Here is a 20,313-nt window from a genome sequence, read left to right as displayed (position 1 = left end):
GACAGCGCGCGGCGGCCATGACCGCCTCCTCCCTCAGAATCCGGCCGGACCATAAGGACGTGCGGTGTGAAGACAAGTCGAAGGGGGATTCGATCCTTTCATGACATCACGCACAGTGATGTCGATGTGAGGCGCCCCATCGTGACGCTGTTCAGCGGCGGGCTGGACAGCACCTACCTCCTGCACCGCCTGGTGCAGGCCGGTGCCACCGAGGTGCACGCCCTCAGCGTGAGTGTCGGTGGCGACGAGAAGCCGGAGCAGATCCAGCGGATCGCCGACCAGTTGGGGGTGCGGCTCCACTTGGTCGACGGGCGGGCCGCGTTCGTGGAGGAGTTCGTCAAGCCTGCGATCGCCGCACACGGCGTGTACCTGGACACACACCCCGTCAGCTCGTCCCTGAGCCGGCCGCTCATCGCCCGTACGGCCGTGCACGTGGCGCGGGACCTGGACGCGGGGATGATCCTGCACACAGCCAACCGCTCGCAGAACACGCTGCGCAGACTGAACGGCGCACTCGACCAGCTCGGATTCCAGGGCCACTTCGGCACCCCCTACGACCTCGATCCCGTGGACCGGGAGATGAAGATCAAGGAGCTGCGGGCCGTCGGCCTGGAGGAGATGGCCGAGCGCTCGGCCAGCGGCGACTCGAACCTGTGGTGCCGCGAGTTCGAGTCCGGGATCCTGGACGATCCCGAGAACCACGCGGTGCCGGAGTCCTACTACCGATGGAGCGCGACTCGGGGGATCCCCGACACGGAGGACCTCGATGTGACCTTCCGCGCCGGAACGCCCGTTGCCGTCAACGGGTGTGAGCTCCCGCTCGCGGACGTCATCGAGTTGCTCAACCGAACGGTCGGAGCCCACGGCCTGGGCCGCTACACCGGCCTGGAGCACCTGGCGGGCGGAATCAAGGTCCTCGAAGTGCGAGAGATGCCGGCGGCCTGGCTGCTGCTGGCGTCCCGCCGCCATCTGGAAACGGCGGTGCTCGACGCCGAGGCCCTCAGGGAGAAGATCCACGTCGAGCAGATCTGGGTCCGTGAGGCGCTCGAAGGGCGCTGGTTCGGCGGTCTGCGAGCGGCCTGCCAGGCCTTCCTCACGGAACTTGTCGCCCCGGTCACCGGATCGGTGCGCTGGCGTCTGGCCGGCAGCCGGACCTCCACGGTCTCCATCGTCGCCGCCGACCCCAAGTACGTGCGCAGCAGGGAGGACTGGGAGCAGGCCTCCATCAGGGAGGAACTCTCGCACCTGGGTGGAGCGGTGAACGACGAGAACGGGAGCGGACAGTGGTAGGGCCCCACCGGAACACCGAGCCCACCCCCGGGCGCCTGGTCATCATCGACGCGAGCGTGCGCACCGCTCGCATCGCGCACACCCTCGGCTGCCACACCGTTTTCGTGCAGTGTCCCGGCGCCCCCGTGCACAAGCTGGTCGACGACTTCTCGGGCTACTACAGCGTGGATTTCACGGGGGAGGCGTTCACAGGATTCGTCATGGAGGTCCTGCGTCCGCTTGTTCCCACGGCGGTGGTCTCCCTCAGTGACGACGGCGCTCCGGCGGCCGCGACCGCGAACTCCCTGCTCGGCACGCCCGGCACCCGGGTCGACGTGCTGCAACGCCTCATGGCCGGCGCATCCGGCGGTGAGGCCGACCATGCCGGGGAGCGGTACGCGTACACCTTCAGCGAGGCGGGAGCACACCGGTGGGTGGCGCTCGTGGATGAGGGAGCACAGCCGACGCTGGCCGAGCACGTCGTTCCGGAGCGGCGGCTGACCCCCGGCGAGCACGACGTCATCGAGGCGGCCCTGACCGGGTTCCTCGACACCGCAGGCCTGGAGAACGGCCCCGCCCGCATCCGGCTGCGGAGCCTGGACGGCGAGGTGCGCATCATCGGCGCCACCCCCACCGCGGGCACGGACGAGGAGGCCGAGCTCGTACGGCGGCTCACGGGATTCGACCTGACGCGCTCGACCCTGCGCCGCGCCCTCGGGCTTGCCGACGACAACGCCACGAGCCCCGCCCGCGCCCACGAGGGGGCCACCCGATGACGAAGACGACTGCGCTGTTCATCAACAACCACCCGTACTCCCACTTCAACCGCGGCGGTACCTACATCCTGCCGACCTCGGAAATCGGGATCCACATGGTGGCCCGCACCCAGGTCGACGGCGGAGTCAGGGGATTCACGGACCACCCCATCGACCACGTCGCGCTGTGCGAAGCCAACGACGAGGACCGCTGGCGCGAGATCTGCGAGTGGACGCTGCGCAACCACTCCATCAGCCGGGTCATCGCCGTGCACGAGCGAGCGGTGCTCCTCGCGGCTGAGATGCGCTCGAAGTTCGGCCTCGCCGGCATGGACTACGAGACGGCGACACGGTTCCGCGACAAGGTGCGGATGAAGGAGGCCGTACGGTCGGCGGGCGCCGCGGCGGTTCCCGACTTCGCCGCCCTCGACACCGTCGAAGACCTGGAGAAGGTGGACTGGAGCACCGGCCGCAAGGTCATCAAAAGCCGTTGGGGCCTCGCCGCGAAGGACCTCTACATGGTCGAGTCGCTGGAGGAGGCGCGGCGCACCGTCGGCGGCCTGGACCTCTCCGGCTCCCACTACGAGGTCGAGGAGTTCGTCAAGGGCCAGATCTACCACTGCGACTCCGTCGTGCGCGACGGACGCCTCGTGTTCCGCAGTGTCGGCAAGTACCTGGCCGACCCCGCGAGCTACGCCCCGGGTTCCTTCTTCGGCACCGTCCTCATCGGTGAAGGCGAGCTGCACAAGCGCATCACCGAACTGAACGCGGAGGTGCTGGCCGCACTGGGGCTCAAGGACGGCACCACACACCTGGAGCTGTTCCACACCGAAGCGGACGAACTGGTGTTCTGTGAGGTCGCCGGGCGCCCGCCGGGCGGCATCATCCCCCCGGTCATCCAGGCGCAGTACGGCTTCAACATCGTTGAGACGCAGATCCGCATCGACGCCGGGCTCGACATCTCCCTGGGGTCCGCCCCCGAGCCCGTGGCCGGCGGAGGCACGAGCGGATTCATCGCCTTCTACCCCGGAGGCGACGATGCCCGCGGGATCGACGCCGACCGGCTGGCCGCCCTGGGCGTCGTGGAACACCTCACGCACCGCGGCGCGGGCAACGGCCGCGGAGGCGTCCGGCACTCCACGGACTTCCTCGACTCGTACGTGGTCAGGGCCCCCGACGACGAGACGCTGCTGCACCGGATCGCCTGTATCGAGGACGAGTACCGGCGGTGACGACGGCCCGCAGTACGTCCTGTCCGCGTGTGACGCACCACCAGTGCCCCGAGCCTTATGAACGAGAGATGTGGCATGCCTGACTTCGACCTGATCGGCATCGGCGTAGGGCCGGCGAACCTGAGCCTCGCGGCCCTGTCCGACCCCCTCCCCGAGGTGCGCTCCCAATTCCTGGACGCCAAACCGGAGTTCCGGTGGCACCCCGGCCTCATGCTCCCCGACTCCCAGCTGACGGTGACGTACTTCAGGGACCTCGTCACGCTCGTCGACCCACGGAGCAAGTTCTCCTTCCTGAACTTCCTCGTCGAATCGGGCAGGGCGTTCAGGTTCCTGGAGGCGAACGGACTGAACTGCTCCCGGCGCGAGTTCGAGCAGTACTACCAGTGGGCCGCCGCACAGCTCCCGTCCCTCCAGTGGGGCAAGCCCGTCGAGTCCGTGTCCCTGACCGACGACGGCTTCCGGATCACCTCCGAGGGAGGCGACACCAGCACGGCCCGCAACCTCGTTCTCGGATCGGGATCCGAGCCCCGCCTGCCCGCCTTCGCGAAGCCGTTCGAGGGGGAGCGGGTGGTACACAGCAGCAACCTGACCGTGGCCCGCCCCGAGTGGAAGGGGCGCCGGGTCCTCGTCGTCGGGTCGGGGCAGAGCGGAGCCGAGGTCGTCAACCACATCCTGTCCGACGACAACCGCCTTCCCTCGACCCTCACCTGGACCTCCAGTCACATCGGCTTCCAGCCGCTGGACGACTCGCCCTTCACCAACGAGTGGTTCTCCTCGAACTTCGTCGGCTACTTCAACGGACTTCCCGCCGCGCGCCGCGCGGAGATCATCCGCGAGCAGCGCAACGCCGGCGGCGACGGCATCACCGACGAGCTGGTGGGCTCCGTCTACCGGCGGCTCTACCATCTCGACCACGTCCTGCGGTCCGAGTTGCGCCACCGCCTCCTGGCGTGCCGCCGGGCGGTGGGCCTGGAGCAGAACGGATCCGAGGTCGTCGTCGACCTGCACGACGTGAACCGCGGCGACGTCGAGCGACTCCCGGTGGACCTGGTGATCTTCTGCACCGGATACCACAACCCGATTCCGGAGTACCTCAAACCTATCCAGGATCAGTTGTCCATCGAGGACGGCACGTTCCGCGTGCGGCCGGACTACTCCCTCGAGTTCGACGGACCGGAGGACCTCCGCATCTACGCCCAGGGCTTCGCGGAGAGCAGCCACGGCATCAACGACACGCTGCTCAGCCTCGCGTCCTGGCGCAGCGCCCGCATCGTCAACTCCGTGCTCGGCCGCGAGGTGTACCGCGTCGACGAAGGCACGACCACGGTGGCCTGGCAGTAGCGCCTCACATTCGAGCGGTTCTTCGAGCTGTGTCCACCAGCGGGTGCGGGCGGGCGCCCGTGCCCGCCGCTCGGTGGATGGCCCATGTCCACAAGGGGGATCATGAGTACCGACAACGCCGGGACAAAGGCGCTGTTCGAACGGACGAGAGTCTCACGCAACGACGCGTTTGTCTTCGTCATGAAGCTGGCTGTGGCGCTGGTCATCAGCTGTCTCGGAGGGCTCCTCGCCCTGACCGGCGGATGGTTCGGCACGCCCATCGGCGTGCTGCTGCTCGCTGCAATGTACACGCACATGGTGGAGCTGCAGCACCAGTGTCTGCACCACTCCGCGTTCCGCCGCAGCTCGCTGCACCGGCCCGTCGGATTCCTGCTCGGGCTTCCGCTGCTCTCGGCGTACAGCCACTACCGGGTCCAGCACCTTCAGCACCACAAGTACCTCGGTACGCCGGACGACTCCGAGTTCTTCGGCTTCGACACGCGCGCGCCGCTGACCTGGGGAGCCCTGCTGCGGGGCACGCTCAGCCCCGCTCGACTGTTCCAGGTCGGGGTGGACGTCCTCACGAGCTGCCGGGGCACCTGGACGTACACGATGGGGCAGATCGCCGACCGTGCCCGTCGACAAGTCATCACCGAGTACCGCCTGTTCGCGCTGTGCGTCGTCGGAGCCGCGGCCCTGTCCGTCGGAGGGTACGGCCATGCCGTCCTGATGCTGTGGGCCCTGCCGCTCCTGCTGTCGATACCGATCCACTTCCTTCTGGAGCTGCCCGAGCACGTCCTGTGCGACAACGAGAGCACGGACGTCCTGCGCAACACCCGGACGATCAGCGGCAGTTGGTTCAGCCAGTGGTTCACCAACGGCAACAACTTCCACGTCGAGCACCACGCGTCGATGGTGGTCCCGATCAACCGCCTCCAGGAACGCCATCCAGTGGCCAAGGAGTACGCCATGCACACGGAGGACAGCTACGTGACCTTCTACGCGAAGATCATGAGAGAGGCGAACCACAACCACAGGCAGCGCCGCGCGCCGGCCACAGCCGTCAAGATAGACGCGGACGCATGACAGTGACATCCGAGCCCGCGCTGTCTGCGGACGCGCGCGTGCTGCGTGTGCTCGTCACCTCGTCGATTCTCTCGAAGGTCGCAGACTGGCAGCTGGGCATCGTCATTCCGCTGGCCGTGCTCGCGGAGTCGGACTCCGTCGCCCTGGCCCTCGTCTCGTTCGCTCTGCGCGGTGTCTCCTACGTCGGTTCGCCCTTCCTGGGATCCCTGATCGACCGCTTCGACAAGCGGACGATCTACGTACTGGCCCAGCTGCAACAGGCCGTGTGCCTCGTTCTGCTGGCGGCGATGCTGTCCAGCCGGCTGTCAGTGGCCGCTCTGGTGCTGCTCTCGGGCATCGGCGGGGTCGCGAGCACGATCACCGGTCAGTTCGTGCTCATCCCGAAGCTGATCAGCGCGCCGGCCCGCCCCGTGGCCGTTGCCAAGCTGAACTCGGCGATCGAGCTGTCGAAGGTCATCGGGCTGGTCCTGGGCGGCACCGCCTTCGGCATCCTCGGCCCGGCACCGGCCTCGCTGTGCATCGCGGTCCTGTACCTGCTCTCGGGCTGCGTTGCGCTGCTGCTGCCCAGGGTGGCGTCCGGCCACGAGAAGATGGACATCCGCCGGGACCTCGCGATCGGCTTCCGCTGGGTCGGCCGCCGCGAGATCCTCTGGCTCGTGGTGACCATGTCGATGACGAACCTCGCCATCGGCCAGCTGGAGCCCGTCCTGATCACCGAGTTCGGTGATCAGGGAATGAAGCCCGGTGTGATCTCCGTGGTGATGGCGGCGGGCCTGCTCATGGGCGCCCTCGCCAGCCGGCTGGCGCCGGCCGTCGCTCCCGCCTGGAGCCCCGAACGACGCATCCTGGTCGCCCAGTTGATCGCCTTCGCCGGCCTGGTCCTCGTGGCCACGCCGCTGCTGCCGGTGCGGCTCCTCGGATTCATGGTGGAGTGTTTCGCGGTCGCCGTCAGCAACGTGGCCTCCATCACCTACCGACAGGAGACGATCCCGGACGACGTCGCGGGCCGGGCCAACGCGACGATCCGCATGTTCATCACGGGGGCCTCCCCCCTCTCCGGATTCCTCTTCGCGTGGGCGAGCCGGCTCGACGGCTTCTGGTACTGGCTGCCGGCACTGGGCCTGTGGGGCGCCGCGATCGTGATCTGGGCCGTCTACACCCGCAGCAGCGGACGGGCCGCCCAGTGGGCGGACGACCTGGAAGGAGTCTCCCTTGGAGATCGCTGAGCTGGACCATGTCGTCGTCGCCACGGTGGACCGTGACGAGGCCGAGCAGCACGCCTGGAAAGACGCCGGCGTGCCGGTCGACATCGTCAGGCTCGCCGAGTCCGATGGTCTCGACGAGGCGACCCTGGCCGATCTGGGGTTCGTGGCGCGCCCGCGCTGGATCAACTGGTGCGCTCCCGTGCGGGATTCCGCGGCGGAGTTCGAGGCCGCACTCTCCGGTACCGAGCGGCGCAATATCCGCCTCGGCCGCCGCTTCGTCCAGGACGAAGGACTGCACGTCAGCGTCCGGGTCGGACTGACCCCGGAGCTCATGGACGAGTTTCTGGTGGTGTACGACCGCCAGATCGAGGCGATGCCGCGCGGGAAGAACTTCGCACGCCGCTGGCGCGACCGTCTCCTCGCGGCGGGGCATGAGCACGTCAGCGTCTGTGTGTACAAGGGCGCCGGCATGATCGTCGGCTCGCTGTGGTGGATCCGCCCCGAGCAGTCCGTGCTGCAGATGCGCTTCTCCGCGGCCTCCGCCGACGCGCGCTCGAGCCGGGTGATGCGGGTGGCCTACATGGAGGCGTTCCACTTCGCCCGCGAAAACGGGCTGGTCCTCGCGTCCCTCGGCAACGACCCCTCCCTCTTCGGGCACGTCGTACAGCCGGGACTGTTCACGTTCAAGAGCCGCTTCGGCTTCGCCCCCGTCCCCTCCCACATACTCGACCCCAACCTGGGGGGCGAACACGCCGACAGGTTTCTTACGCTGCGATCGCTCTCCGACCCCGCGCTCGTGGTGACGTGGGGACGGCACCGAGCCACACCACCGTCCTGGCCGGAGTCCGCGCAGACCCCCGGCCACGATCTCCTCATCCTGTCGGCCGCACCCGACGAGGCGCTGACGGGCCGCTTCCGCACGGATGGTTTCCGGGAGACCCGGTCGGTGACGGTGGTATAGCCGCGTGGTCCGAGCAGTGCACCCGATGGCAGAAGGGACGCAAATAAATGGAACGTGGCACCAGCAGTGATGACAGCGAGCAGCAGGCCGGCGCGCATTGGGTCATATGGGAGAACGCCGGCGAAGAGACGGTCTTCGACAGACGACTGAACGTCCCGGTGCACCTGTCGAGCCCTGACGTGACACGGGAAGTGGTACAGCTTCTGCGCGACAGCGGGGCCCAGGAATTCACTGACTATCCAGGTCGTCCATGCCATGCGCACTCCTGCTGGTAGCACGTGCTTCTGGGCATCGCGAGGCAGGCGTTCGTGGGGCTCACAGCTCTTACGTGCTCACCTGGAGTAAAGGTCCGTACGGGGCCCGGCCACCTCCGCGCCCAGGTCGGTCACCCGGCGGCGCAGCTCCCGGTCGGCCGTGACCACCAGGCGCGGCAGGCCGGAGTTCTCCGCCACCAGCTCCACGATCCGGTCGTCCCCGCTGCCGGGCGCCGACTCCACCCGTACCCCCGGCACCGACTCCACCCCACGGGCGGCGCCCTCGACGACGAGCACGATGGCCACGGCACCGTCCCGGCCCGGCAGTCCCCCCGTGGCCAGCCGGTCCCGCAGTCGCTCGGCGGCGCCCCTGCGGTCCCGCCACCAGCCGTCGGGCCGCGATCCGACGACGTTCGCGCCGTCGACGATCACGAGCAGCGGACCGTCCGGGGCGGGGGAGCCGAGGGGGTCGTCCATGGGCCAAGGGTGCCATGCCGAGCGCCAGGGGGCGGGCTCCGGACCTCGTCGGCGGCGGCTTACAGTGAACTGGTGAACGGAGACTGGCTCATACGCGGCCGCGACGGCCGGCTCAGTGTCTACCACCTGTCGGGCGACGTCGTCCTGTGCCGGGCGGAGCGCGCGCCGGGCGGCCCCTGGACCGACCCGCGCAAGGTGGGCGGCGACCAGAAACTCCACCCCGTCCTCGCCGTCGGCCAGGGCGCCGACGGCTACGCCCACCTGGTCTCCTGGCGGCCGACGCTGCCGGGTGAGTCGGGCCTGGTGCACTCCACACACTTCCGCCCGCACCTCGCCGCCCTGGACTGGCACCCGATCGGGCACCCGCGGAAGAAGGGCGGCGACCGGTCGGGCACGCCGGCGGTCGCCGTCGACGCCCAGGGACGTGCCCATGTGTTCGTCCGCAACGACGGCGGCGGGGTGCACATGGTCAACCAGAAGGAGAAGGGCGGCTGGGCGCCCTGGGTGGACCTCAGGGGCAGCAAGGTGCAGGACGGCCTGGCGGCGGTGACGGGGGAGTCCGGCCGGGTCGAGGTCTACGCGGCCGTGCCCAAGGGACTCCTGCACTGGCGCCAGGAGGAGCCGGGGGCCAAGCCCGTCGTCCAGGAGCCCTTGGAGGCCGAGGTGCGTCCCGGCACCCTCCGCGCCCTCGCGACCTCCGCCGACAGCACCACCGTCTTCTTCACGGACACCTCCGGTGACCTGTGTGCCTGGCGGTCCGGCAGCAAACCGGTCACCCTGCTGCCCGCGGCGGGCCCGGGCCCGGTCACCGCGATCCGCTGCACCCTGGACGGTCACGACTGCACGGTGCTGGCCCAGCGCTCGGCGAGCGGCCGCGTGGCCTTCGCCGCCTACCCGACCGAGCAGGAGTCGGCGGGCGCCTGGTGGGAGGAGTCGGGACCGCAGCTGCCGGTGGACGCGCTGGTGTCCCTCGCGGTGGACGAGGACGAACGGGTGGTGGCGGCGACGCTGTCCCCGTCGACCGGAGAGCTGCTGCTGACCCGGCGCAAGGACGAACCGGGACTGGCGCTTGAGGCATGGCGGTCACTCTGATCTTCTGATCACGCCGGTCTTCCGATCACGCCGGTCTTCCGATCACGCCGGTCTTCAGATCATGCTGATCGCCTGATCACGCAGAAGGGCCCCCGCCGAAGCGGGGGCCCTTCGTGACGTCAGCGGGTGCTAGGCGGGAACACTCGCCACACCCGGCGCCAGGAACTTCTTGCCGTTCACGCGCTCCGAGACGCCCTCACGGTCCAGGTACGGCGTGATGCCGCCCAGGTGGAAGGGCCAGCCGGCGCCCGTGATGAGGCAGAGGTCGATGTCCTGGGCCTCGGCGACGACACCCTCGTCGAGCATGAGCCCGATCTCCTGGGCGACGGCGTCGAGGACGCGCTCGCGGACCTGCTCCTCGGTGAGGACGACGTCGCCCTGCTTGAGCAGCGCGGCGACCTCCGGGTCCAGCTCGGGCTTCCCGCTGTCGTAGACGTAGAAGCCGCGCTTGCCCGCCTTGACGACGGCCGCGAGGTTCGGCGAGACCGTGAAGCGGTCCGGGTAGGCCCGGTTGAGGGTCTCCGAGACGTGCAGGCCGATCGCGGGACCGACCAGCTCCAGGAGCACCAGCGGGGACATCGGCAGACCGAGCGGCTCGACGGCCTTCTCGGCGACCTCGACCGGGGTGCCCTCGTCGATGACGTTCTGGATCTCGCCCATGAAGCGGGTCAGGATGCGGTTCACGACGAACGCCGGGGCGTCCTTCACCAGAACCGCGGTCTTCTTCAGCTTCTTGGCCACCGCGAAGGCGGTCGCGAGGGAGGCGTCGTCCGTCTGCTCGCCGCGGACGATCTCCAGCAGCGGGAGGATCGCGACCGGGTTGAAGAAGTGGAAGCCGACGACCCGCTCGGGGTGCTGCAGCTTCGACGCCATCTCCGTCACCGACAGCGAGGAGGTGTTGGTGGCGAAGATCGCGTGCGCGGGGGCGACCGCCTCGACCTCCGCGAACACCTGCTGCTTGACACCGATCTCCTCGAACACGGCCTCGATGATGAAGTCCGCGTCGGAGAAGCCCTCGGCCTTGTCCAGGACACCGGTCACCAGCGCCTTGAGGCGGTTGGCCTTGTCCTGGTTGATCCGGCCCTTGCCGAGCAGCTTGTCGATCTCGGCGTGGACGTAGCCCACACCCTTGTCGACACGCTCCTGGTCGATGTCGGTCAGGACGACCGGCACCTCCAGACGGCGCAGGAAGAGCAGGGCGAGCTGGCTGGCCATCAGACCGGCGCCGACGACGCCGACCTTGGTGACCGGGCGGGCCAGGTTCTTGTCCGGGGCGCCCGCGGGGCGCTTGCCGCGCTTCTGCACCAGGTTGAACGCGTAGATGCCGGAGCGCAGTTCGCCGCCCATGATCAGGTCCGCAAGGGCCTGGTCCTCGGCGTCGTAACCCTGCTGCAGGTCGCCGTTCTTGGCGGCCGCGATGATGTCCAGGGCACGGTAGGCGGCCGGAGCCGCGCCGTGCACCTTGGAGTCCGCGATGAAGCGGCCCTTGGCGACGGCCTGGTCCCAGCCCTCGCCGCGGTCGATCACCGGACGCTCGACCTCGATGTCGCCCTTGAGGACGTTCGCGGTCCAGATCAGCGACTGCTCCAGGAAGTCGGCGCCCTCGAAGATCGCGTCCGCGATGCCGAGGTCGAAGACCTGCTGGCCCTTGAGCTGCTTGTTCTGGTTCAGGCTGTTCTCGATGATGACCGAGACGGCCTTGTCGGCGCCGATCAGGTTCGGCAGGATCGTGCAGCCGCCCCAGCCCGGGACCAGGCCCAGGAAGACCTCGGGGAGGGAGAACGCCGGGATGGCCTTCGACACCGTGCGGTAGCTGCAGTGCAGGCCGACCTCGACGCCGCCGCCCATCGCCGCGCCGTTGTAGTAGGCGAAGGTCGGGACCGCGAGGGCCGCGAGGCGCTTGAAGACCTCGTGGCCGCCCTTGCCGATGGCCAGCGCGTCCTCGTGCTTCGTCAGCAGCTCGACGCCCTTGAGGTCGGCGCCGACCGCGAAGATGAACGGCTTGCCGGTGATGCCGACACCGACGATCGTGCCCTCGGCCGCCTCCTTCTCGACCTGGTCGACGGCGGCGTTGAGGTTCGCCAGCGAGGCCGGGCCGAAGGTGGTCGGCTTGGTGTGGTCCAGGCCGTTGTCCAGCGTGATCAGGGCGAAGCGCCCGGCACCGAACGGCAGGTCGAGGTGGCGTACGTGCGCGGACGTCACGACCTCGTCCGGGAACAGCTCGGCGGCGCCCTTCAGGAGTTCGGTGGTGCTCACTTGTCGCCTCCGGCGTCCTTGTGGTGCGGGTTCTCCCAGATGACCGTGGCGCCCATGCCGAAGCCGACGCACATGGTCGTGAGGCCGTAGCGGACCTCCGGCTGCTCCTCGAACTGGCGGGCCAGCTGCGTCATCAGACGGACGCCGGAGGAGGCCAGCGGGTGGCCGTACGCGATGGCGCCGCCGTACTGGTTGACGCGCGCGTCGTCGTCGGCGATGCCGTAGTGCTCCAGGAAGGCGAGCACCTGGACGGCGAAGGCCTCGTTGATCTCGAAGAGGTTGATGTCCTCGATGGAGAGACCGGCCTGCGCCAGGGCCTTCTCGGTGGCCGGGATCGGGCCGTAGCCCATGACCTCCGGCTCCACGCCCGCGAAGGCGTACGAGACGAGACGCATCTTCACCGGCAGGTTGTGCTCGCGGGCGAAGTCCTCGCTCGCGAGGATCGAGGCGGTGGCGCCGTCGTTCAGACCGGCCGCGTTGCCCGCGGTGACCCGGCCGTGGACGCGGAACGGCGTCTTCAGACCCGACAGGTTCTCCAGGGTGGTGCCCGGACGCATCGGCTCGTCGGCCGTGACCAGGCCCCAGCCCGTCTCGCCGGCCTCGGGGTTGGTGCGGCGCACCGAGATCGGCACCAGGTCCTGCTGGATCTTGCCGTTGGCGTACGCCTTGGCGGCCTTCTCCTGCGAGCGCACGGCGTACTCGTCGGCGCGCTGCTTGGTGATCGTCGGGTAGCGGTCGTGCAGGTTCTCGGCGGTCATGCCCATGAACAGGGCGGACTCGTCGACCAGCTTCTCGCTGACGAACCGCGGGTTCGGGTCCACGCCCTCGCCCATCGGGTGGCGGCCCATGTGCTCCACGCCACCGGCGATGACGGCGTCGTAGGCGCCGAACGCGATCGAACCGGCGGTGGCCGTCACGGCGGTCAGGGCGCCGGCGCACATGCGGTCGATGGAGTAGCCGGGAACCGACTGCGGCAGACCGGCGAGGATGCCGGCCGTACGACCGAGGGTCAGACCCTGGTCACCGATCTGCGTGGTCGCGGCGATGGCGACCTCGTCGATCTTCTTCGGGTCCAGCCCGGGGTTGCGGCGCAGCAGCTCCCGGATCGCCTTGACGACGAGGTCGTCGGCGCGGGTCTCGTGGTAGATGCCCTTCGGGCCCGCCTTGCCGAACGGGGTGCGGACGCCGTCTACGAAGACGACATCCCTGACGGTACGAGGCACGATGGCTCTCCTCCAGGGTGCGGGATGGCACTGCTGCGACGCGCAAGCGCTGAGCGCGCGCTCAGGACCCATGCTACTTATGAGTAACGTAGCTGCACAGCCCTGCCGGGGGGAGCGGCGAACGTCACACCGGCACCTCCCCGGATCTTGGCGCGATCTCGACGTCCCTGTTCCGCTTGTGCGGCCCGTACGGTGAGCGCGCCCGAAGGTGGCGCGGAAAACCGCACGGGCACCCGTGACAACCCGCAGCCGCCGTTGGCGAGAAGGCGCTGCGGCGGCTAGGCACCCTTCGCGGACAGCGCCGAAACCAGCACAGGGGTGACCTGCTCCACCTGCCACGGCCGTGCGCCGTACCCGACCAGCGCGGCTCCGACGGCCCCTGCGTCGGCGGTCGGCGGCTCCCAGCAGACCCTGCGCACAGTGTCCGGAGAGACCAGGTTCTCCTGAGGCATGTTGAGCTGCTCGGCCAGCGCCGAGACCCCGGCCCGGGCGGCCGACAGCCGGGCCGCGGCGGCAGGATCCTTGTCGGCCCACGCCCGGGGCGGCGGCGGCCCGGCCACCGCCTGCCCGGGCTGGGGCAGCGCGCTGTCCGGGAGGGCCTTGGCCCGGTCGACCGCCGCCTGCCACTGGTCCAGCTGCCGCCGCCCCACCCGATGCCCGAACCCGTTGAGCGCGGCCAGCGCATGCACGGTGCCCGGCAAGGAGAGCGCGGCCTCCACGATGGCCGCGTCCGACAGCACCTTGCCCGGCGACACATCCCGCCGCTGGGCGATCCGGTCCCGCGTCTGCCACAGCTCCCGCACGACCGCCAGCTGCCGGCGCCGCCGCACCTTGTGCATGCCGGACGTACGGCGCCAGGGATCCTTGCGGGGCTCGGCGGGCGGCGCGGTCGCGATCGCGTCGAACTCCTGGCGCGCCCACTCCAGCTTGCCCTGCCGGTCCAGCTCCTTCTCCAGGGCGTCCCGCAGGTCTACGAGGAGTTCGACGTCCAGCGCCGCATAGCGGAGCCACGGCTCGGGCAGCGGCCGGGTGGACCAGTCGACGGCGGAGTGGCCCTTCTCCAGGACGAAGCCGAGGACGCCCTCGACCATGGCACCGAGGCCGACCCGGGGGAACCCGGCGAGCCGCCCGGCCAGCTCGGTGTCGAACAGGGCCGTCGGCACCATGCCTATTTCGCGCAGGCAGGGCAGGTCCTGGGTGGCGGCGTGCAGCACCCACTCGACGCCGGCCAGCGCCTCGCCGAGACCGGAGAGGTCGGGGCAGGCGACGGGGTCGATCAGCGCGGAGCCGGCGCCCTCGCGGCGCAGCTGCACCAGATAGGCGCGCTGGCCGTAGCGGTAGCCGGAGGCGCGCTCGGCGTCGACGGCGACGGGGCCGGAGCCGGCGGCGAAGGCGGTGATCACCTCGGCGAGGGTGCTCTCGTCGGTGACCACGGGCGGAATGCCCTCGCGCGGCTCGAGCAGTGGAGTCGGCGCCCCCGTCACAGAAGATCCGGCGTCGTCCGGAGGGGTGCCTCCGGTGGTGCGCAGGGAACTGTCTGCTGCGGTCTCTTGGGCGTCCGTCACATGTCAAGGGTATCCGTGTGTGGACAGCGCCCGTCGACGGAACGTTCCGTCGACGGGCACCGGAGGGTCGTAAACCAGTCAGGCCGGTGAAACGTACGTTCACATGAGTGAACTCTGGGCTCCGCCGAGCGGCTCGGCGGCGGAGCGGGTCAGGGGCTCAGTGGATGATGCCGGTGCGCAGGGCGACGGCCACCATCCCGGCGCGGTCGCCCGTGCCGAGCTTGCGGGCGATGCGGGCGAGGTGGCTCTTCACGGTCAGGGCGGACAGGCCCATCGAGACGCCGATGGCCTTGTTCGACTGGCCTTCTGCGACCAGTCGCAGCACCTCGACCTCGCGGCCGGACAGCTCGCGGTAGCCGCCCGGGTGGCTCGGGGCACCCGGGGGGCGGCGGTGCATCCGGGCGCCGGTGCCGAGGGGGGTGGCGCCGGGTCGGGTGGGGAGCCCGATGTTCGTCCGGGTGCCGGTGACGACGTAGCCCTTGACCCCGCCCGCCAGGGCGTTGCGCACGGCGCCGATGTCGTCGGCGGCGGAGAGTGCCAGCCCGTTGGGCCAGCCCGCCGCGCGGGTCTCGGACAGCAGCGTCAGGCCGGAGCCGTCGGGCAGGTGGACGTCGGCGACGCAGATGTCGCGGGGGTTGCCGATGCGGGGACGAGCCTCCGCGATGGACGAGGCTTCGATGACATCGCGCACACCGAGCGCCCACAGATGGCGGGTGACGGTGGAGCGGACGCGCGGGTCGGCCACGACCACCATGGCGGTCGGCTTGTTCGGGCGGTAGGCGACCAGGCTTGCGGGCTGCTCGAGGAGAACGGACACCAGGCCTCCTGGGGTGGGGGGACGGGGCCGGCTTGGGGGGAGGAAGCCGGGACGAACCGTGCTTTCAAGGTCACAGTCGTCTTCGGCAGCAAACCCGTCCGCCTTTAGAGAATGATCACGATCTAGTGAGTAACAATCCGTGCAATTCGGACACGCGATCGATCATCCGAAGATCGAGTCGGTTCGGGCTGAGGCGATTCGAGTACGGAAAGTGGCCGTATCGACAAAGAGAGGGTCAACAAGGGGTCCGTGTGGATGACACCGGCGTGACCGGGGACCGTCTCACCGTGACTGCGGACCCCTGCGCTGCGGCAGCGTCACCACCGAGGCGTCGCCCGGTCCGGCCGGGGGCAGCCCGCCGACCTGGGCCAGCAGATCGCACCAGGAGGCCAGGTGACCGGCGGTGTCCGGAACCCCGCCCAGGCCCTCGCGGGGCGTCCAGGAGGCTCGGATCTCGATCTGCGAGGCGGGCGGGCGCTCCGACAGGCCGCCGAAGTAGTGCGAGCCCGCGCGCGTGACGGTGCCGCTCGGCTCGCCGTACGCCAGTCCGCGCGACTGCAGCGCACCGGTCAGCCACGACCAGCACACCTCGGGCAGCAGCGGATCGGCCGCCATCTCCGGCTCCAGCTCCGCCCGCACCAGCGTCACCAGCCGGAACGTCCCCTGCCAGGCGTCGTGCCCGGCCGGGTTGTGCAGCAGCACCAGCCGCCCGTCGGCCAGGTCCTGGTCGCCGTCGACCACCACGGCCTCCAGCGCGTACGCGAACGGCGCGAGCCGCTGCGGGGCGGGTGTCGGCTCCACCTCGACCTGCGGCCGCAGGCGCGCGGCCCGCAGCGCGTCGACGGCGGCACGGAAGGCCGGCGGCGCCGCCGTGCCCGCCCGTCCGTCCGCGTCCGCGGTGTCCTTCGCGTCGTCCATTCCGTCAGCGCCGTCCGACAGTCGTCCCTGAGCCGCAGCCATGCGGGGAAGAGTAAGGGGAACGGCGCCCCGGCGCAGGTAGGACACCCCTGAGGGCGGCCGCACTTCTCACGTCGGGGCCGTGCGAGACTTGCCGACGTGAGTGCCAACGCAAGCCCCACGGGCCAGCAGCCGACAGCGACGTACGACAGCGCGTTCCTCAGGGCGTGCAGGCGCGAGCCCGTGCCGCACACCCCGGTGTGGTTCATGCGCCAGGCCGGCCGCTCGCTTCCCGAGTACCGCAAGGTGCGCGAGGGCATCCCCATGCTGGAGTCCTGCATGCGGCCCGAACTGGTCACGGAGATCACGCTGCAGCCGGTGCGCCGCCACAACGTGGACGCGGCGATCTACTTCAGCGACATCGTCGTTCCGCTCAAGGCCATCGGCCTCGATCTCGACATCAAGCCCGGCGTCGGCCCGGTCGTCGAGCAGCCGATCCGCACCCGCGCCGACCTCGCCCGGCTGCGCGACCTCACCCCCGAGGACGTCCCCTACATCACCGAGGCGATCGGCCTGCTCACCCGTGAGCTGGGCGCCACCCCGCTGATCGGTTTCGCGGGCGCGCCTTTCACCCTCGCGAGCTACCTGGTCGAGGGCGGTCCGTCGCGCACGTACGAGAACGCCAAGGCGATGATGTACGGCGACCCCGAGCTGTGGGCCGACCTGCTGGACCGTCTCGCCGACATCACGGCCGCCTTCCTGAAGGTGCAGATCGAGGCGGGAGCCTCGGCCGTCCAGCTGTTCGACTCCTGGGTCGGCGCGCTGGCCCCTGCGGACTACGTGAAGTCCGTGATGCCCTCCTCGGCGAAGGTGTTCGAGGCCGTCTCGGGCTACGGCGTCCCGCGCATCCACTTCGGTGTCGGCACCGGCGAGCTGCTCAAGCTCATGGGCGAGGCCGGTGCGGACGTCGTCGGCGTCGACTGGCGTGTCCCGCTGGACGAGGCCGTGCGCCGGGTCGGCCCCGGCAAGGCGCTCCAGGGCAACCTCGACCCGACCGTCCTGTTCACCGACAAGGACACCGTCGAGGCCCGGGCCCGTGAGGTTCTCGAGGCCGCTGCCGGTCTGGAGGGGCACGTCTTCAACCTCGGCCACGGCGTGCTGCCGAACACCGACCCGGACGCACTGACCCACCTCGTGGAGTACGTCCACACGCACACCGCCCGCTGAGCGGACCCGCTCACCACACCTGACGGGGCCGGGCCTGCCTGCCGAACAGCAGACGGCGCGGCTCCGGCGGGGGCGGGGTGCCGGGCTTCAGCGGCCAGGCCAGCAGCATGCCCGCCACGAAGCCGACCACATGGGCCGCGTAGGCCACCGTTCCGGCGCCGGAGACACCGTGCCCGGAGGAGTACACCGCCTGGAGCGCGAACCAGAAGCCCAGCACCAGCCAGGCGGGCAGCCGGAGCGGCAGGAAGACCAGGAACGGGACGAGGACCCACACCCGCGCCGTCGGGTACAGCACCAGATAGGCGCCGAGGACCCCCGCGATCGCCCCGGACGCGCCGATCAGCGGGTCCGCGGAGGCGTCGTTGAGCAGCGCGAAGCCGTAACCGGCCGCGTAGCCGCAGACGACGTAGAAGAGGAAGTAGCGGATGTGGCCCATCCGGTCCTCGACGTTGTTGCCGAAGATCAGCAGGAAGAGCATGTTGCCCAGCAGGTGCAGCCAGCTGCCGTGCAGGAACATCGCCGTGAAGACGGACAGCGCCGGGGACTTGGCGTAGCCGGGCGGTCCCACCACACAGCCCGGGCCGTCCGGGCCGACGCCCACGGCGCCGGTCGGGACCACCTGAGGTATCCGATGGTGGATCAGCTCCCTGGGGACCACCGCGTAGTGGTCCATGAAGGCCTGCAGATGGCACAGCTGCGCCAGGTCGCTTCCGCCGGCCACGGAGCCGGCCATGCCCGGCGTGGTGAGGAAGACGAGGACGTTGGCGGCGATGAGCGCGTACGTCACATAGGGCGTGCCACGTACCGGGTTCACGTCATGGACGGGGATGACCACACAGAAGTAGTGCCCGCGATGTGGCACGCGAACCGGTGAACGCCGCCGGGCGGGGGTGCGTATCTCTCCTCAACCGACGTGAGGATCAGGCGATGGACGCTCGGCAGGTTTCGGCGATGCATGCTCTGCCCGACGGAGAGGCGGAGATCTCTTTGGTGGTGCGGCTTCCCTGGGAGGACGTCGCGCGGCTCGGCCAGGAGGCGGGGCGGCTGGCCGCGCAGATGCAGCGGCCGGTGACGCTGGACGAGGCGGTGAGTCATCGGCTCCGGTCGACCCGGCCGTCGGCCTCCCATGCCAAGCCGCTGGCAGAACAGCCCGCAGCCGTTTCCGCCAACGCGTCCGTGGCTTCTCTGCCGCGACTCAGCGGGACGGCCTAGACGCGTTGCCGGGCTCAGCGGGTTGACCCTGTGCCTCCGCGGAGGGCTCCCTTGCGTACTTGTGCCGTCGCCTTTCTCGCCGCCACCAGAACCGGGTCCCACACCGGCGAGAACGGCGGGGCGTAGCCCAGGTCCAGAGCCGTCATCTGCTCCACCGTCAGGCCCGCCGTGAGGGCCACCGCGGCGATGTCGACCCGCTTGGCCGCGCCCTCCCTGCCGACGATCTGCACCCCCAGCAGACGGCCCGTGCGGCGCTCGGCAAGCATCTTGACCGTCATGGGGGAGGCGCCCGGGTAGTAACCGGCGCGGCTGGTCGACTCGATGGTGACGGTCTCGTACTGGAGGCCGACGCGGTGGGCGTCCTTCTCGCGCAGGCCGGTGCGGGCGATCTCCAGGTCGCAGACCTTGCTGACCGCCGTGCCGACCACGCCGGGGAAGGTGGCGTAACCGCCGCCGACATTGGCGCCGATGACCTGGCCGTGCTTGTTGGCATGGGTGCCGAGCGGGACGTACTGCTCCTGACCGGAGACCAGGTTCAGCACCTCGACGCAGTCGCCGCCCGCCCAGATGTTCTCGTGGCCGCGCACCCGCATCGCGAGGTCGGTGAGCAGGCCGCCGCGGACGCCGAGGGGGAGGCCCGCCGCCTCGGCCAGCGCCGTCTCCGGGCGTACGCCGATGCCCAGGACCACCACGTCCGCCGGGAACTCGGCGTCCTCCGTGGCCACCGCCCGCACCCGGCCGTCCTCGCCGGTGAGCACCTTGGTGACCTCGGCATCGTTGACCATGGTGATGCCCAGGCCCTCCATGGCCCGGTGCACGAGCCGGCCCATGTCCGGGTCGAGGGTCGACATGGGCTCCTCGCCGCGGTTGACGACCGTCACCTCGAAGCCGCGGTTGATGAGCGCCTCGGCCATCTCCACGCCGATGTAGCCGGCTCCCACGACGACCGCGCGCTGCTCCGGCGCCGCACCGGTGCGGCCACGCGTGCGGGAGAGCGTGTCGAGCAGCGCCTGGCCGTCGTCCAGGGTCTGTACGCCGTGCACGCCGGGGGCGTCCGCTCCCGGCATGTCCGGGCGGATCGGGCGGGCGCCGGTCGCGATCACGAGCTTGTCGTACGCCGTCCAGGACGCGTCCCCGGAATCGACGTCACGCGCGCGTACCCGACCGCCCGCCACGTCGATCTCCGTGACCTCCGTACGCATCCGTACGTCGATGCTCCGCGCGCGGTGCTCCTCGGGCGTACGGGCGATCAGCTCGTCCCGCTCGGACACGTCACCGCCGACCCAGTACGGGATCCCGCAGGCCGAGTAGGAGGTGAAGTGGCCGCGCTCGAACGCCACGATCTCCAGTTCGTCCGGCCCCCGCATCCGGCGTGCCTGCGACGCCGCGGACATGCCCGCGGCGTCGCCGCCGATCACGACCAGCCGTTCCCTGCTGCCCCGCCCACCGCTCATGCTCATGCGAA

18 protein-coding genes are annotated in these 20,313 nt (G+C 70.1%); 10 read left to right on the top strand and 8 right to left on the bottom strand.

Annotation, left to right across the window (positions count from 1 at the left end):
* The first annotated feature begins 66 nt into the window (after nucleotides 1-66).
* The 7 genes from ABZ471_RS33160 (at nucleotide 67) to ABZ471_RS33130 (ending at nucleotide 7,828) form a co-directional block, all read left to right on the top strand.
* The gene (locus ABZ471_RS33160) at nucleotides 67-1,290 is read left to right on the top strand and encodes an argininosuccinate synthase-related protein (RefSeq protein ID WP_359071672.1); all 1,224 of its coding nucleotides are present in this window, start codon (nucleotides 67-69) and stop codon (nucleotides 1,288-1,290) included.
* The gene (locus ABZ471_RS33155; RefSeq protein ID WP_359071670.1) at nucleotides 1,284-2,045 is read left to right on the top strand and encodes a hypothetical protein; all 762 of its coding nucleotides are present in this window, start codon (nucleotides 1,284-1,286) and stop codon (nucleotides 2,043-2,045) included. The genes ABZ471_RS33160 and ABZ471_RS33155 overlap by 7 nt, the downstream gene beginning before the upstream one ends.
* Nucleotides 2,042-3,256, top strand: coding sequence for an ATP-grasp domain-containing protein (locus ABZ471_RS33150; RefSeq protein ID WP_359071668.1), 1,215 nt, complete (start codon nucleotides 2,042-2,044; stop codon nucleotides 3,254-3,256). Before ABZ471_RS33155 ends, ABZ471_RS33150 begins: the two co-directional genes overlap by 4 nt.
* A gap of 75 nt (nucleotides 3,257-3,331) precedes the next feature.
* Nucleotides 3,332-4,597 carry a SidA/IucD/PvdA family monooxygenase gene (locus ABZ471_RS33145; RefSeq protein WP_359071666.1) on the top strand — a complete coding sequence of 422 codons (1,266 nt, stop codon included), beginning with the start codon at nucleotides 3,332-3,334 and terminating at the stop codon, nucleotides 4,595-4,597.
* Between the two features lie 102 nt (nucleotides 4,598-4,699).
* Nucleotides 4,700-5,662 (top strand): fatty acid desaturase, encoded by a 963-nt coding sequence (locus ABZ471_RS33140; RefSeq protein ID WP_359071664.1) that lies wholly within the window; start codon nucleotides 4,700-4,702, stop codon nucleotides 5,660-5,662.
* Nucleotides 5,659-6,888, top strand: coding sequence for an MFS transporter (locus tag ABZ471_RS33135; protein WP_359071663.1), 1,230 nt, complete (start codon nucleotides 5,659-5,661; stop codon nucleotides 6,886-6,888). The genes ABZ471_RS33140 and ABZ471_RS33135 overlap by 4 nt, the downstream gene beginning before the upstream one ends.
* Nucleotides 6,875-7,828: a GNAT family N-acetyltransferase gene (locus tag ABZ471_RS33130; protein ID WP_359071661.1), complete on the top strand. Its 954-nt coding sequence runs from the start codon at nucleotides 6,875-6,877 to the stop codon at nucleotides 7,826-7,828. Before ABZ471_RS33135 ends, ABZ471_RS33130 begins: the two co-directional genes overlap by 14 nt.
* Before the next feature lie 332 nt (nucleotides 7,829-8,160).
* On the opposite strand, the gene ABZ471_RS33125 is transcribed toward ABZ471_RS33130, so the two are convergent.
* Complete coding sequence (locus ABZ471_RS33125) at nucleotides 8,161-8,559, bottom strand: NTP pyrophosphohydrolase (protein WP_359071659.1); 399 nt, start codon at nucleotides 8,557-8,559, stop codon at nucleotides 8,161-8,163.
* A 72-nt stretch (nucleotides 8,560-8,631) separates the two neighbouring features.
* On the opposite strand from ABZ471_RS33125, the gene ABZ471_RS33120 reads away from it, so the two are divergent.
* Complete coding sequence (locus tag ABZ471_RS33120; protein WP_359071657.1) at nucleotides 8,632-9,651, top strand: hypothetical protein; 1,020 nt, start codon at nucleotides 8,632-8,634, stop codon at nucleotides 9,649-9,651.
* Between the two features lie 129 nt (nucleotides 9,652-9,780).
* Here the strand turns inward: ABZ471_RS33120 and ABZ471_RS33115 are convergent, their stop codons facing one another.
* The 5 genes from ABZ471_RS33115 to ABZ471_RS33095 form a co-directional block, all read right to left on the bottom strand.
* Nucleotides 9,781-11,907 carry a 3-hydroxyacyl-CoA dehydrogenase NAD-binding domain-containing protein gene (locus ABZ471_RS33115; protein WP_359071655.1) on the bottom strand — a complete coding sequence of 709 codons (2,127 nt, stop codon included), beginning with the start codon at nucleotides 11,905-11,907 and terminating at the stop codon, nucleotides 9,781-9,783.
* Nucleotides 11,904-13,130: an acetyl-CoA C-acyltransferase gene (locus tag ABZ471_RS33110; RefSeq protein WP_359071653.1), complete on the bottom strand. Its 1,227-nt coding sequence runs from the start codon at nucleotides 13,128-13,130 to the stop codon at nucleotides 11,904-11,906. Before ABZ471_RS33110 ends, ABZ471_RS33115 begins: the two co-directional genes overlap by 4 nt.
* 278 nt (nucleotides 13,131-13,408) lie before the next feature.
* A complete protein-coding gene (locus ABZ471_RS33105; protein ID WP_359071652.1) occupies nucleotides 13,409-14,695 on the bottom strand; it encodes a ribonuclease D in 1,287 nt (428 codons plus the stop codon).
* 157 nt (nucleotides 14,696-14,852) lie between these two features.
* Nucleotides 14,853-15,512: a response regulator transcription factor gene (locus ABZ471_RS33100; protein ID WP_359071651.1), complete on the bottom strand. Its 660-nt coding sequence runs from the start codon at nucleotides 15,510-15,512 to the stop codon at nucleotides 14,853-14,855.
* Between the two features lie 282 nt (nucleotides 15,513-15,794).
* Complete coding sequence (locus ABZ471_RS33095; protein ID WP_359071649.1) at nucleotides 15,795-16,472, bottom strand: DUF3000 domain-containing protein; 678 nt, start codon at nucleotides 16,470-16,472, stop codon at nucleotides 15,795-15,797.
* Nucleotides 16,473-16,568: 96 nt separating this feature from the next.
* Here ABZ471_RS33095 and hemE point away from each other — a divergent pair, with 96 nt between their 5' ends.
* Complete coding sequence (gene hemE, locus ABZ471_RS33090) at nucleotides 16,569-17,636, top strand: uroporphyrinogen decarboxylase (RefSeq protein ID WP_359071648.1); 1,068 nt, start codon at nucleotides 16,569-16,571, stop codon at nucleotides 17,634-17,636.
* 10 nt (nucleotides 17,637-17,646) lie between these two features.
* On the opposite strand, the gene ABZ471_RS33085 is transcribed toward hemE, so the two are convergent.
* Nucleotides 17,647-18,471 carry a rhomboid family intramembrane serine protease gene (locus ABZ471_RS33085; protein WP_359071694.1) on the bottom strand — a complete coding sequence of 275 codons (825 nt, stop codon included), beginning with the start codon at nucleotides 18,469-18,471 and terminating at the stop codon, nucleotides 17,647-17,649.
* Between the two features lie 92 nt (nucleotides 18,472-18,563).
* Between ABZ471_RS33085 and ABZ471_RS33080 the strand changes: the two genes are divergently transcribed.
* Nucleotides 18,564-18,848 (top strand): hypothetical protein, encoded by a 285-nt coding sequence (locus ABZ471_RS33080; RefSeq protein ID WP_359071647.1) that lies wholly within the window; start codon nucleotides 18,564-18,566, stop codon nucleotides 18,846-18,848.
* A gap of 14 nt (nucleotides 18,849-18,862) precedes the next feature.
* Here the strand turns inward: ABZ471_RS33080 and ABZ471_RS33075 are convergent, their stop codons facing one another.
* The gene (locus ABZ471_RS33075) at nucleotides 18,863-20,308 is read right to left on the bottom strand and encodes an FAD-dependent oxidoreductase (protein ID WP_359071646.1); all 1,446 of its coding nucleotides are present in this window, start codon (nucleotides 20,306-20,308) and stop codon (nucleotides 18,863-18,865) included.
* Nucleotides 20,309-20,313 lie beyond the last annotated feature (5 nt).

The sequence above is a fragment of the Streptomyces sp. NPDC005728 genome, from assembly GCF_040630895.1.
In the GTDB taxonomy this organism is placed as follows: Bacteria; Actinomycetota; Actinomycetes; order Streptomycetales; family Streptomycetaceae; genus Streptomyces.
Note: the sequence above shows the minus strand (reverse complement) of the source record. Positions and strands in the feature narration are given on the sequence as shown.

Bases quoted from the DNA above. Each gene is read 5' to 3' on its own strand.
- ABZ471_RS33150 (WP_359071668.1), top strand. From the start codon at position 2,042: ATGACGAAGACGACTGCGCTGTTCATCAACAACCACCCGTACTCCCAC.
- ABZ471_RS33145 (WP_359071666.1), top strand. From the start codon at position 3,332: ATGCCTGACTTCGACCTGATCGGCATCGGCGTAGGGCCGGCGAACCTG.
- ABZ471_RS33140 (WP_359071664.1), top strand. From the start codon at position 4,700: ATGAGTACCGACAACGCCGGGACAAAGGCGCTGTTCGAACGGACGAGA.
- ABZ471_RS33135 (WP_359071663.1), top strand. From the start codon at position 5,659: ATGACAGTGACATCCGAGCCCGCGCTGTCTGCGGACGCGCGCGTGCTG.
- ABZ471_RS33125 (WP_359071659.1), bottom strand. From the start codon at position 8,559: ATGGACGACCCCCTCGGCTCCCCCGCCCCGGACGGTCCGCTGCTCGTG.
- ABZ471_RS33095 (WP_359071649.1), bottom strand. From the start codon at position 16,472: ATGGCTGCGGCTCAGGGACGACTGTCGGACGGCGCTGACGGAATGGAC.
- ABZ471_RS33080 (WP_359071647.1), top strand. From the start codon at position 18,564: ATGGACGCTCGGCAGGTTTCGGCGATGCATGCTCTGCCCGACGGAGAG.
- ABZ471_RS33075 (WP_359071646.1), bottom strand. From the start codon at position 20,308: ATGAGCATGAGCGGTGGGCGGGGCAGCAGGGAACGGCTGGTCGTGATC.